Here is a 12,854-nt window from a genome sequence, read left to right as displayed (position 1 = left end):
CGTTGCCTTCGCCTGCCGGCTGCTCACGCCTTTGCCCCGGTAATCAAGGCGACCAGTTCCTCGCCCGAGGTCTCGCTCGTGCGGCGATGACCGACGACGTGACCATTGCGCATGATCCATATTTCGTTCGAGAGCCGCATCACCTGATCGAAATTGTGACTGATCAGAAGGAAGGTCCTTCCTTGTTGCCGCAAGCGGTCGATCAGGCCTTCGACTTCAAGACGTTCCCGCACGCCAAGGGCCGCCGTCGGTTCGTCCATGATGGTGAGCTTGGCGTTCCAACCCACCGCGCGGCTGATGGCCACCGCTTGCCGCTGGCCGCCGGACAGCTGACGCACGCGCGCATTGATCGACGGTATGTTGATCTGCAGGCCGGCCAGCATTGTGCGCGCCTGGGCGGCCATGGCACGCTTTCGGGTGATGCTCAACGGACCACCCCAGGTAAGCTCGCGGCCGAGAAAAAGGTTCTGCCAGATCGTCAGGTCATCGACGAGCGCGAGGTCCTGGAACAGTGTCTCGACACCGATGCGCCTTGCGTCGTCAGGGCTGCGCAGCGTCGCCAGCCGGCCATCGAAAAATATCTCTCCGGACGTTGGTTGATGCACGCCGGTCAATATCTTGACCAGGGTGGATTTTCCCGCGCCATTGTCGCCGACGATGGCTGCGACCTTGCCTTCCTCGACGGAGATGCTGACGCCATCGAGGGCGACGACCGAGCCGAAATGCTTGTGGACATTGCGCACCTCCAACATCTTGCGCCCGACGGGGGTGCCGACCGCGCCATCATTCGAAGCAGGAGCGATCGTCATTTTTGAAACCGGTAAGCGATGGCGAAAAGGATGACGACCATGCCGGTGACGATCGGCTGGTAGAAAACGCCGACGCCAAGCAGCGTCATCAGGTTCAGAAGGGCGGTCAGGACCAGGGCGCCCACTACAGGGCCAATGATCGTGCCACGCCCGCCAAAGAGGCTCGTTCCGCCGAGCACCGATGCGGCTATCGAGTTCAGCAAGTAGGAACTGCCGGTGGCGGGTTCGGCGGATCCGATGCGCGCGGTGAGCATGACGCCGGCGATGCCAGCGAGCAAGCCGCTGATGGCAAAGGCCGCGATCTTGATCCTCGCGACCTTGAGGCCGAGGTTGCGGCTGCCTTCATGGTTGCCGCCGATGGCGAACAGGTGCGTGCCCAGTTGTGTGTGGAACAGGAGCAGGTGGGCAATGACGGCAACCACGGCCGCGAGCAGCGTTATGTTGGGGATTGGCCCGAAGCTGCCGCTGGCCAGTTGCGTAAGCAAGGGTGAAATGACGCCCACCGGTCGGCCGTTCGACAGCACCAGGGCACAACCCGAAGCAATGCTGAGCATTCCCAATGTCGCTATGAAATCGCTGATCTTGCCCTTCGAAATGACGATGCCGCTGATGATGCCGAACAACATGCCTGTAACAACGGCCATCACGATGCCGATCGGCACGCCCCATTTCTGGGTGACGGAGATGCCGATCATCACGCAGGATATCTGCACCAGCGACCCGACCGAAAGGTCGATGCCCGCCGTGATGATGACGAAAGTCTGTCCGATCGCCACCACAACGAGGATCGAGCAGGCGACAAGAATCGAAGTGATGTTTCCGGCCGTCAGGAACAGTGGCGAAGCCAGCGCTCCGACCGCCATGAGCACCAAGAGCGCCAGGACGATCGCCCAGTCCAGCACACCGCTCGACCCGACCGTCCGTGCAATGCGGCCGGCCGACGCTCGGACGGCCGTTTCTGTCTCTGCTTGCAAGCTCACGCGCCAGGCCCTGCTATTTGATCAGCTTGGCAATCGGGCTGTGATATTCGAACCAGGGCTGCGGCGACGACGTCTTGGCCGCGGCGATATTCTCGGAGGTGATCAGGGCCTGTGGCGCGACCGTGGTCGCGTCGACCGTGGCACCCTGCGACGCCGCAAGGCAGGCTTCGACCTCGATCTGGCCCATCAGGTAGGGGAACTGCGCGGCGGTGCCGGTCATCTGTCCGGCCTCGATGGAATTGAGCGCGTCGTCGATGGCATCCGTGCCGAACACCAGGACCTTGCCGGCCAGGCCAGCATTGTTGACCGCCTGCTGGACGCCCAGCGCCATGCCGTCGTTGGCAGCATAGAAGCCTTTCAGGTCGGGGTGAGCGCGCAGGATCGCATCGGCGGCGTTCAGAGCCTTCTCGCGATCCCAATCGGCCGCCTGTTCCTGAACGATTTCGAGGCCGCCGGCGCCGGAGCGAAACCCTTCGAGTCTCTGGATGCTGGCCGGATGGCCCGCAAGGCCACCGATCAGAGCAACCTTTCCCGTGCCGCCCAGGCGTTTTACCATTTCCTCGGCCACGGCCTTGCCCGCATCGGTATGACGCACGGTGACATAGGTTGTCAGCTTGACGCCGGCGGCGGCGAGCGCGTCGTTGTCGAATGCGTCCCCCGCGACGATCGGGATGTTTTTCTTGGCCGCCGTCACCAGTGGCTGGATCAGATTGCTGTTGCTGATCGGCGCGACGATGAAGCAGTTGAAATCCTGTCCGACCATTGTCTGGACCATGTTGGTCTGTTCATCGATGGCCGACTCATCCGTGCCGGCCTGAACCGTGACCGTTGCGCCGATCTCCTTTGCCTTCGCCTCGATGCCTTGTTGCGTGGCCAGCCAATAGGGATTGGCGAGTGTCTTCAGCACCACGGCGATCTTCAGGTTCTTCCCCGGCAGGTCGGCGGCCCATGGCTGACCGACAAGGACCAGAGACAGGATCGATCCCGCAAGCAGACTTTGCATCGAGACTTTAACGCGCATGCCTTATTCCTCCCATTGTGTGGTTCGCCAGGCTGGCTCCATCCGGACCAGCGCAGAAGCGTGAAATTGTGCGCTTCTTGAGCGGCGCACATCTTTCCGAAGCTCAGGATAGAGGCTGCCCGGTCATCAACAATCAGCAGCTCCATCAGATCGCATCAAACGGCGGCGAACCGTCACTGTCATGCGACGGAACGAAGTGCATCGAGCCCTGCTTGCGGCGGAGAAACACGTAAGGGACCGCACGGGTGGCGGCTCTCCAATACGGTGTGTCGGGATCGTCAGCCCGGCAGAGCGAACTTCTTCTTCTGATTGTCCGGCTTGCCGCAGTCGCGGCGGTCGATGGACCGGTTCATGGCGTCGATCTCGCCAGCCGCCTTGTCGCTGTCGCGCTGGGCCTTGGAGCGCATATCGGGCGTGAACGGACCGAAACCCATCGCTGGATTGGAGAAGGTCGGCTTCACGGTCGTCGCAAGATTGTATTGCTGTGCCAACCCATTGCGCCGCGCCAGCAGCTGATCGCACGGCACGGTGTCGTATTGCAGGGAGGATTCTATGTTGGCGTCCTGCCGCTCGGACATCGAATTGCCGACGCAGCCGGCCGTTGCCAGGCAAGAGGCCAAGACCATCATGTTCCAGCGCATATGATATGCTCCTCCTGATATCCCGCCCCTGACGCGACCAGATCGCAAATATCAGTCGCGCACGCAAATCGGACTTTTTCGCAGCAGCGCGGAGCGGTGACGGGATTCAACCGCAATGATCATGCCCACTTCAAGTGGCGTGAGCCTTCAGGGCCAAAACGACCAAGCCTTTGACGGGTTCGCGGCGATCCTGCCGAATGGTCGTTGGCTCCAGCGCCAGGATTGAAAGCCCGTTGGCCTCGAGTGTCCGCCTGACATAGCTGTCCGAATGGGCGTAGCGCCGCGAGGGCTGCAGCGCGAAGTCGCCGCTTGCAAGGCTCTCGACAGAGAAAGCAAACAGGCCGCCGTCGGCGAGCAGACCGGCGACCCTCTCGATCAGGCCTTCGAGTGCGCCGACATAGATCAGGACGTCGGCCGATGTCACCAGATCGGGATTTTCGCCTGAGTGGGAAAAACCCTGCAGATCAGCCTTTGTCAGCGTGTCATAAATGCCTTTCGTCCGCGCCTTCTTCAGCATCCTGGCAGAGATGTCGATCCCCTCCAGCCGGTCGACGATCGGCCTCAGCCTCTCGCCCATCAGCCCGGTGCCGCAGCCCAGGTCGAGCGCCAGACGGAAGCGGCCCGACCTTGCCTTGCGAATCACCTGCTCGAGGACTTTGGGCAACCGGTAGTCGAGCTTGCCGACCAGCATCTCTTCGAATGTCTCGGCGTAGTGGTCGAACAGCGCTTCGACAAAGGCGCTAGGCGGCGCGCTGGAAACCGGGCCTTTGCCGATCAGCTGCAATTTGAGGGCCGCGCCCTGGCGATCGGCTGGATCCAGGTTCAGCGCCATCACCCAGGCCTGCGCCGCCAGGTCGAGCCTGCCTGATGCGTCCTGCATCTCGCCAAGGCGAAACCAGCCCATTGCCCATTGCGGCGCCAATTCCAATGCGCCGAGCAGGAGTTCGGCCGCCGCCACGTGATCGCCGGAGGCAAAGAGCATCTCGGCATAGTCGGCACGGCGATCGGCGTTCAAATCGCCCGATGAGGTCTGCAACGGCTTCATGATGGCGGGTTCCGCCGGCGGAGGCAGCCGGGCCACCATCTCTGTAATGCAAAGGATGCGGAAGCTGAACCGAATTGAGCGTTCTTTGCCAGGAGAGTCAGCAGTCTCCGACGACAGGCTTCCCGCAGCGGAATTATATCCTATCTTGCAGACCATGCGCGCCAGCGACCTGCTTCATCCCCGGCCAGAAGGCCTTTATTGCCCGCCGGGCGATTTCTTCATCGACCCGGTGCGGCCGGTGGGCCGGGCGCTGATCACCCACGGTCATTCCGACCATGCTCGTTCCGGCCACCGCTCGGTGCTGGCGACGCAGCAGACGCTCGACATCATGGGGCTGCGCTATGGCGAGGGCTTTGCCAGCACCACGCAACCAGCCCGGCTCGGCGAGACGATCGTCCTCGACGGCGTCAGCGTCAGCTTCCATCCGGCCGGCCATGTGCTGGGCTCGGCACAGATATCGGTCGAACATCAGGGCATGCGTATCGTCGCTTCCGGCGACTACAAACGGCGAAAGGACGCGACCTGCGTGCCGTTCGAGCCAATCCGCTGCGACGTGTTCATCACCGAGGCGACCTTCGGCCTGCCGGTGTTTCGCCACCCGCCCGACACGGAAGAGATCGCCCGCCTGCTGAAATCGGCGGCGCAGTTTCCCGAACGCTCGCATCTGGTCGGCGCCTATGCGCTGGGGAAAGCGCAGCGGGTGATGCGGCTGTTGCGCGACGCCGGCTACGACAGGCCGCTCTATATCCATGGCGCACTGGCCAAGCTCAGCGAGTACTATCAAAGCCAGGGCATCGACCTCGGCATACTCGAACCGGCGACGGTGGAAGGCGGCAAAGGGGATTTCGCCGGCGCCATCGTGGTCGGCCCGCCATCGGCCTTCGCCGACCGCTGGGCGCGGCGTTTCCCCGATCCGATCTCGTGCTTCGCGTCCGGCTGGATGCGTATCCGCCAGCGCGCCAAGCAGGGCGGTGTCGAACTGCCGCTGATCATCTCGGACCATGCCGACTGGGACGAGCTCACCGCCACCATCAAGGAGACCGGCGCCGAGGAAATCTGGGTCACGCATGGCCGTGAGGAAGCACTGGTGCGCTGGTGCGAACTCGAAGGCATTGCCGCCCGGCCATTGCATCTTGTGGGCTATGAGGACGAAGGCGATTGATGGCATGAACCGCTTCGCCGAACTCCTCGACCGCCTGGTGCTGACGCCGTCGCGCAACGGCAAGCTGACGCTGCTGGTCGACTACTTCCGCAGCGTCGAGGACCCGGATCGCGGCCTGGCGCTGGCCGCCATCACCGGCGATCTGAACATCGCCGCGGTCAAGCCGGCGATGCTGCGCACCCTTGTCACCGAACGCATGGACCCGGTGCTATTCGGCTATTCCTACGACTATGTCGGCGACCTCGCCGAGACGGTGTCGCTGGTCTGGCCGCAAACCCCCGGCAAAATCCCCAACCGTGAGCCGACACTCGGCGAGGTCGTGGCCAAGTTGCAGGCGGCAAGCCGCTCCGACGGACCGAAGGTGCTGGCTGGGCTGCTCGACAGCGCCGGCATTTCGGCGCGCTTCGCCATTATCAAGCTGGTCACCGGCGGCCTGCGCATCGGAGTGTCGGCGCGGCTCGCCAAGCAGGCGCTGGCGGATTTCGGCAAGGTCGACGTCGCCGAGATCGAGGAACTCTGGCACGGGCTGTCGCCGCCCTATACGGCGCTGTTCGCGTGGCTGGAGGGCAAGGCTGAAAAACCCCGCAACACGGCGATGGCGCTGTTCAGGCCGGTGATGCTGTCGAACCCGGTCGGCGACGGCGATCTGGAAAAGCTCGATCCGGCGGACTATGCGGCCGAATGGAAATGGGACGGCATCCGCGTCCAGGCAGTGGCGGAAGGCGGCATCCGCCGGCTCTATTCGCGCACCGGCGACGATGTCTCCGGCGCCTTTCCCGACCTTGCCGACGTGATGCAATTTTCCGCGACGCTGGATGGCGAGTTGCTGGTTGGCGATCCCCGACAGGCGACGGGGACGTTCTCGGACCTGCAGCAAAGGCTGAACCGCAAGACGGTGACACCGAAGATGCAGCAGCAATATCCGGCCTTCATGCGCTGTTACGATTTGCTGCAGATCGGCGCCGAGGATTTGCGCGAGCTATCCTTCCGAGAGCGGCGCGACCGCCTCGAAGCCTTCGTCAAGACGCTCGACCCCAGTCGTTTCGACCTGTCGCCCTTCGTCGACTTCGCGGATTGGCAGGCGCTGGAGGAGATGCGCCGCGCGCCGCCGCACCCGATCATCGAAGGCGTAATGCTGAAACGCTGGGATTCGCCCTATGTCGCCGGACGGCCGAAAGGCCCGTGGTTCAAATGGAAGCGCGATCCGCACACGGTGGATGCCGTCCTGATGTATGCCCAGCGCGGCCATGGCAAGCGCTCGAGCTTCTACTCCGACTATACGTTCGGCGTCTGGTCCGGGGCCGAGGGCGAGGAGGAACTGGTGCCGGTCGGCAAGGCCTATTTCGGCTTCACCGACGAGGAGCTGAAGCAGATCGACAAATATGTCAGGGACAATACGGTCGAGCGCTTCGGCCCGGTGCGTTCGGTGCGGGCGGACCGCGACAATGGCCTGGTGCTGGAAGTCGCCTTCGAGGGGCTCAACCGCTCGACCCGGCACAAATCCGGTGTCGCCATGCGCTTTCCCCGCATTTCACGGCTACGCTGGGACAAGCCGGCCAACGAGGCCGACCGCATCGAGACACTGCAGGCGCTGCTCGCTCGCTGAGTTCCAGCCGACTAAGGCTCGATCGAGACGCGGATCTCGTAGATGTTGACCGCCTTGCCCTGCTTGTCGAAATCGGAATTGACGGCGATGGTTCCGGCCGAGCCCGGCCGCTTGTTGGGGAACTGCACGTCGAACAGATATTCGTTGCGCTGCTGGCCGACCGCGTAGCGTTTGCGGCCACAGTCGCCGAGTTCGCCGAAATTGCAGTCGACGGATATCTGCGTGTCCTTGCCGTCCTCGGCGCGGGCGATGATATCGAACACGGCATGCTTGCCGGCGAGCTTCTCCAGCACGCCTTGCCCGACATCGAAGGCGATCGCCGAGCCGGAGGCGCCGGACCGGATGCGCAGGAACGGACCGGTGTCGTCCTTCATTACCTCGGCCTTGGCGTCCGACGGGGCGGCGACATGTGTGGGATCGGTCGGCGAGAACACATTGATCCAGTCGCGCGATTGGTCCGCGGCGCCAGGCTTTGCCGGCGCATTGGCGCCGTCGGCCGGCGTGAAATCGTCGTCCTCCACGGTTGGCGGCGCCTCCGGCGGTGCCGTATCGAGTTGCGCCGCGGTCTTGAAAACACCGGTCTGCATGGCGAAAAACAGGCCGATGCCAACCGCCGCAAGCAGGGTCACGGTGAAGAAGATGGCGGTCAGCGGCAGGCGACGACCGCGAATGCGGCGTTCGTCGCGATCGGGCGCCACTTCCGCCGCGGCTCCCGAAGCGGCGGGAGCGGACATGTCGATGGCCGGCGCGCCGGGCAGCGTGGCGTCCGGCATGATGTCGGGAACGACCGGCAGCACGCGCGAGCGCGGCGCGTCGGATGCGGGCTGCGCGGGGCCGTCGACGGCGACCGCGGGCAACGGCGTCCTGTCGCCGATCTCGATCGCGGGCGCCGCGGTGGCCGCGGGCTCGCCCGCCGGGGAATCGACTTGCGGACCAACATCCGGCACCGCCGGCAGGAACTCGGATTCGATTTCGGCGATCTTCGCCTGGATCGCCTTGCGGCGCTTGATGGCGACTTCCACGGTCACGCCGGGATTGGCCTGGAGCGCACGATCGAGCGCGGCAAAGGCCGACCGGTAGACCTTCTCGCGGAACGCGCGGTCCTCGGCATTGCCCTTGTCCAAGGCGTTCCGGATCGCTTTTTCGATCGCGTCCAAGCGAGATCCCTCTGCAAATTGCACCAATCTTCCCTGATGGTTAGCCGTAGGCGACCAATCAATCAACGGGCGTGCGGCTGCATTCTGCCTCGACGGGCCGTCCAAAGTCCATCTTGGCGATGTTCCGGCAAATAAAATCGGACCATCCCGGCGATTCTTCGCAGGCAGCGACGCCCCAACCCTGGTTTCGACCGTGTTGGGCGCTCGTGCATGATTTGCCAAGTCGCATCTTGAATTCACGGCCAGTTGAGTTTATCACCCAGCCCATCTTGGAGGCCTTGGCCTCCCGGGCCGCTTTAGCTCAGTTGGTAGAGCACATCATTCGTAATGATGGGGTCGCGTGTTCGAGTCACGCAAGCGGCACCAATCCTTCATCCAAATATGTCCACCCTCGTCCTAAAATGGCATGAAAACCTGCCACTCAGCTGGTCACTGCCGTTGCCCGGTTGCGAGAACCGAAAGGTCCGGTTGCCGCAATAGACGATCTTATCGAGGAGTTGAGGAGCTTGAGCGTTCCGAAGAGGAGGCCTATCTCCCCGAGCCTCCCAGCGACTGGACCGTTGGAAGCTTGCGCTTCACGATCGAGCAGGAGCGTGATTGAGCGTTGCTTAAGACCACGACGGTTACAGCGTGCACTCGTTTCGCGTTCGTAACCTCTCTTGGTACCCGAAGATGGACAGCCGCTTTAAGGTTGATATGTAATCACGCAATGGCCGAGATGAGGCGCAACGCTGACTTTGCCGCACAACAGGGTATGCCCCTGGGTGACGTAACCCGCCGGCGACACGTCAGCGTAACATCTGGGTTGATATAACCCGTTGTGACAGGATGGGTCGAAGCCTAAACCTCGATGTGACAATGGCGATAAGCCGGCTCCAGTAGCTATGTTCGGCCTTACGCGAACGTCCGCTATGCGCCTCATTTCGGAGGTTCAAGGGCCGAACCCTCATCTCCCAAAAGCTGCCATAGCACTAAGCGAAGTCAATGGCCGAGATTGGTGGGAAATTGACCGTCTGCTTTTGTCAGCACGCCTTGAGAAGCAGACATTTACTCGGAACTGCGAAACGCCTTGCTGGCATTCCGTCTGACAACTGCCGTAGTTGGAGGTTGCAGCATACCTGGGCTGGTCGCTTTTTGTCATGATATTGCCTGCCCAATGCCTTGGCGTCACGATTACTGTTTGCATGTGGGAGCCTGGGAATGCAATCGACCCGAAGCGACATTGAGGGCAAGCGTCGCTCCGGGCCTGACAAGGGCGCTTGCCCCGTTCTGTCAAACTTGCGCCTGACCACCGTCGACGAAGAACTCGACGCCGTTCACGAAGCTTGCCTCATCCGAAGCGAGGAAAAGAACGGCCCTTGCAATCTCCTCGGGTTCACCGACACGCCCGAGCGGGATTCGCGAGCCCAGGAAATTGAGAAGCTCCGTTTGCTTCTCAGCATCGTCACCGGCGAGACCGACGAGACCGGGCGTGCGCGTCGCGCCGGGGCTGACGACGTTGACGCGAATGCGGCGCTCCTTGAGGTCGAGGATCCAGTTGCGGGCAAAGTTGCGCACCGCCGCCTTGCTGGCAGAATAGACACTGAAGGCTGGCGTTCCTTCACTGCCGGCAGTCGAGCCTGTCAGCACGATGGCGCCGCCGTCTTTCAGCAGCGGCAAGGCCTTCTGGACAGTAAAGAGCGTGCCCTTCACGTTCGTGTCGAAGGTGGAGTCGAACTGCTCTTCGGTGATCGCGCCCAGCGGGGCAAACTCGCCGCCACCTGCATTGGCGAAGACGACATCGATCTGCGCGTGGTGCTGCTGCACGGTGTCGTAGAGTCGATCGATGTCCGCAAAATTTGCCATATCGCCCCGTACACCTGTCGCCTGACCGCCGATCGCCTTGACCGCCGCGTCCAGCGCGTCCTCACGGCGCCCGGTGATGAAGACCGATGCACCCTCTTGCGAGAAGGCCTTGGCAGCCGCGAGACCGATGCCGCTCGTCGCGCCCGTTACCACTACGACTTTGTTCTGGAACCTGTTCGTCATCTTCGTTTCTCCATCTCTCGGCGACCTGCTCGCCATTGCCTGGAGAGATAATTCGACAACGATGATGCTTATAGACGGCGGATGTGGCACGTAGCGTTCCATTGGAGGAACGATAATGCGCCACGACCTCAACGACTACGTCTACTTCGCAGAAGTGGTTGCCCATGGCGGGTTCGCAGCTGCTGGCCGGGCGTTACGCGAGCCTAAGTCGAAACTCAGCCGGAGGATCTCAGCGTTGGAGGTCCGCCTCGGCGTGCGCCTGATCGAGCGGTCCAGCCGACGCTTCCGGGTCACCGAAGTGGGGCAAACCTTCTACGAGCGCTGCCGTGTCATGATGCTGGAGGCAGCGCGGGCAGAAGCGCTCGTCGCGGAGGCAAAAGCCGAGCCGCACGGGCGCATCCGCATGAGCTGTCCGCTCAATCTGGTAGAGAAAGTATCCGCCATTGCCAGCGACTTCCTTGCCCAGTTCCCGAAGGTCCAACTACAACTGGTCGTGACGGACAGAGCCATCGACCTTATCGAAGAGCGTGTAGACTTGGCATTGCGCGTCCGCCGCGAACTGACAAGCGACGCTTCCCTCACCATGCGCTCACTCGGCCGCTCACGCTGGATCCTCGTCGCCAGCCCGCAGATGGCGAGCCAGCTCGGTACTGACATCGCCGATCTTGCCTCCATCGCAACGCTCGGCACGAGTGATGCTGAAGGGGAGATCACATGGACGCTCGAGCGTGACGACGGGGCAACTCATGTGCTGCGCCACGAGCCACGCATGACCTGCGCTGACTACGCCGTTGTCTGCGACGCAGCCGCGAGCGGACTGGGAGTCGCTTTTCTGCCGGACCACGCCTGCGCAGCGCAGGTTGCCGCAGGCAAGCTGGTTCGCGTCTTTCGGGACTGGCGGAGCGAGGACGGTATTGTCCATCTCGTCTTCACAACTCGTCGCGGCCTGCCTCCAGCCGTGCGCGCTCTCATAGACCATATGGCGAGAAAGTTTCCCGATCTGCAGGCGCGGGAGGTACCGCAGGCGCTGGGGCGATGAATGTCCGCTTTCAGGATTGGTAAATGATAGTGCGAACGACCGAAATGGGGTCGCATGGAGAACGGCAGCTTATCTCGAATGCCTGCCGAAACCCGACCATCCGGTATCGGCCCCAGTGCTGCCGGGCCACAACGCGCCTGATGTCGGCCGCCGTGTATTATCTTGCCCTTCCTTAAAGCTGACACCTACTTGACAGCATCCGCAACTCAAGCCGATTCCGGCATCGAGTAGCGCGGCATCGGCAGGGATGATCACGGTGCTTTTTGATCTCGTGGCAGCCGGCCTGTAGCACTTAGCGCACAGCGGCATGAGACCCGACATTCAGTGTGTCTGCAAACCTGGCTTCATCTACGGCGAGACTTCACAATGCGGCCGATCTGGACCAGATTCAGAATCACAAAGAAAACGTTCCAGCCGACGACGTTCATGAGTGGCGCCGGCTGGCCATAGAAATACACGGCGAGGCAGGTTGCAGCCGCTGTGGTGAGAATCCTCAGCCGCAAGATGTCCAGCGTGAAGTAGGCGATCACATACATGACGTTCGCCACGTTTATCAGAAGTTCCATTTCCCTGGTTTCCAATTGGTCTGGGCACTCAGACGAGACGGTCCTTGAAGTGTTCCCGAACAGCATGTGCGATCGCACCGCGGCGAATGCCTATGTCCTTCAGGATGTGGTCAGGCAGTTCGTGCAAAGCCCTCTCGGCCCTGCGTGCTCTCAGACCGATCGAAACGCGCTTCAGGTAGTGAAACATTGGTTTTCTCCATTCGTGAGGAATCGCGGCACCGGAATGGGGCATGCCGTCCAAGCGCCGTCTGTTCATTGTTTGCTGATTGGATGACGCTGCCCCGCTTTGATCGGGCGAGGCAGCGACTGGCGGTCTCAGGCGGCCGCTGTCATCGGATCATTGCGAATGATGACCGTGTCGGCGACCGGGTAAAATTCCTCACCGGGCATGCCAACGCGCTTGGCGTGATCGCGGATGGCCTCGCCGTCTTTGGCCTCGTAGATGCAGAAGGTGCCGATGCGGCCATCGGGTTCGTGCACGACATAGCTGCGGATCCAGCTGACCGTACCCGACATCTGTTCCTTGGCGACCTTTGCCGATTTGGCGCCGGCGGCTTCGAGTTCCTGCAGTGATGCCCAAGCGCTGGGGCGGCGGATAACAAATAGGTTCATGATCTTTCCCTTTCGATTTCGCGCCAACCCTTCGCGGCGCTGCTTATTGCCAGGCGTGTCTGCTTGGCTGGGGAAAGATTACCTTCAGGGAGGACTGATCATCCTTATCGGGACCTGATCTCTGGCTGATCTTTCGCCAGCACCGCCGATAAGCTCGATCGGCGGCTCGTCCTAAAAAGGAGGGCGGA

Annotated in this window: 13 protein-coding genes and 1 tRNA gene; 4 read left to right on the top strand and 10 right to left on the bottom strand. The window is 62.2% G+C overall.

The features are described from left to right. Nucleotides 1-23 precede the first annotated feature (23 nt). The 5 genes from AC1VON_RS08340 to AC1VON_RS08320 form a co-directional block, all read right to left on the bottom strand. The gene (locus tag AC1VON_RS08340; RefSeq protein ID WP_483121461.1) at nt 24-809 is read right to left on the bottom strand and encodes an ATP-binding cassette domain-containing protein; all 786 of its coding nucleotides are present in this window, start codon (nt 807-809) and stop codon (nt 24-26) included. Next, complete coding sequence (locus AC1VON_RS08335) at nt 806-1,789, bottom strand: ABC transporter permease (protein WP_483121460.1); 984 nt, start codon at nt 1,787-1,789, stop codon at nt 806-808. The genes AC1VON_RS08340 and AC1VON_RS08335 overlap by 4 nt, the downstream gene beginning before the upstream one ends. Nucleotides 1,790-1,802: 13 nt before the next feature. After that, nucleotides 1,803-2,810: a sugar ABC transporter substrate-binding protein gene (locus AC1VON_RS08330; protein ID WP_483121458.1), complete on the bottom strand. Its 1,008-nt coding sequence runs from the start codon at nt 2,808-2,810 to the stop codon at nt 1,803-1,805. 278 nt (nt 2,811-3,088) lie between these two features. Continuing rightward, nucleotides 3,089-3,451 (bottom strand): hypothetical protein, encoded by a 363-nt coding sequence (locus AC1VON_RS08325; protein WP_483121457.1) that lies wholly within the window; start codon nt 3,449-3,451, stop codon nt 3,089-3,091. A 130-nt stretch (nt 3,452-3,581) separates the two neighbouring features. Beyond that, a complete protein-coding gene (locus AC1VON_RS08320) occupies nt 3,582-4,496 on the bottom strand; it encodes a methyltransferase domain-containing protein (protein WP_483121455.1) in 915 nt (304 codons plus the stop codon). Between the two features lie 154 nt (nt 4,497-4,650). Between AC1VON_RS08320 and AC1VON_RS08315 the strand changes: the two genes are divergently transcribed. Then, on the top strand, nt 4,651-5,658 hold the full coding sequence (locus AC1VON_RS08315; RefSeq protein ID WP_483126292.1) for a ligase-associated DNA damage response exonuclease: 1,008 nt from the start codon (nt 4,651-4,653) through the stop codon (nt 5,656-5,658). A gap of 4 nt (nt 5,659-5,662) precedes the next feature. Beyond that, nucleotides 5,663-7,264: a cisplatin damage response ATP-dependent DNA ligase gene (locus tag AC1VON_RS08310; protein ID WP_483121453.1), complete on the top strand. Its 1,602-nt coding sequence runs from the start codon at nt 5,663-5,665 to the stop codon at nt 7,262-7,264. Between the two features lie 11 nt (nt 7,265-7,275). On the opposite strand, the gene AC1VON_RS08305 is transcribed toward AC1VON_RS08310, so the two are convergent. Beyond that, nucleotides 7,276-8,421, bottom strand: coding sequence for a hypothetical protein (locus AC1VON_RS08305; RefSeq protein WP_483121452.1), 1,146 nt, complete (start codon nt 8,419-8,421; stop codon nt 7,276-7,278). A gap of 290 nt (nt 8,422-8,711) precedes the next feature. On the opposite strand from AC1VON_RS08305, the gene AC1VON_RS08300 reads away from it, so the two are divergent. After that, nucleotides 8,712-8,787 (top strand) — tRNA-Thr (locus tag AC1VON_RS08300). A 906-nt stretch (nt 8,788-9,693) separates the two neighbouring features. On the opposite strand, the gene AC1VON_RS08295 is transcribed toward AC1VON_RS08300, so the two are convergent. Next, nucleotides 9,694-10,449: an SDR family NAD(P)-dependent oxidoreductase gene (locus AC1VON_RS08295; RefSeq protein ID WP_483121450.1), complete on the bottom strand. Its 756-nt coding sequence runs from the start codon at nt 10,447-10,449 to the stop codon at nt 9,694-9,696. A 112-nt stretch (nt 10,450-10,561) separates the two neighbouring features. Between AC1VON_RS08295 and AC1VON_RS08290 the strand changes: the two genes are divergently transcribed. Beyond that, entirely contained in the window at nt 10,562-11,488 is a 927-nt protein-coding gene (locus tag AC1VON_RS08290) for a LysR substrate-binding domain-containing protein (RefSeq protein ID WP_206681930.1), read from the top strand. A gap of 344 nt (nt 11,489-11,832) precedes the next feature. Here AC1VON_RS08290 and AC1VON_RS08285 read toward each other — a convergent pair whose 3' ends face one another. From AC1VON_RS08285 to AC1VON_RS08275, 3 genes are all read right to left on the bottom strand, one after another. Next, entirely contained in the window at nt 11,833-12,054 is a 222-nt protein-coding gene (locus AC1VON_RS08285) for a hypothetical protein (protein ID WP_172347501.1), read from the bottom strand. Between the two features lie 28 nt (nt 12,055-12,082). After that, a complete protein-coding gene (locus AC1VON_RS08280; RefSeq protein WP_172347500.1) occupies nt 12,083-12,241 on the bottom strand; it encodes a DUF1127 domain-containing protein in 159 nt (52 codons plus the stop codon). 128 nt (nt 12,242-12,369) lie between these two features. Further along, the gene (locus AC1VON_RS08275; RefSeq protein ID WP_056595260.1) at nt 12,370-12,666 is read right to left on the bottom strand and encodes a nickel-binding protein; all 297 of its coding nucleotides are present in this window, start codon (nt 12,664-12,666) and stop codon (nt 12,370-12,372) included. Nucleotides 12,667-12,854: the final 188 nt, after the last annotated feature.

It is taken from the genome of Mesorhizobium sp. HAY1-8B (assembly GCF_056868045.1).
This window is presented reverse-complemented; position numbering and strand designations above follow the sequence as displayed.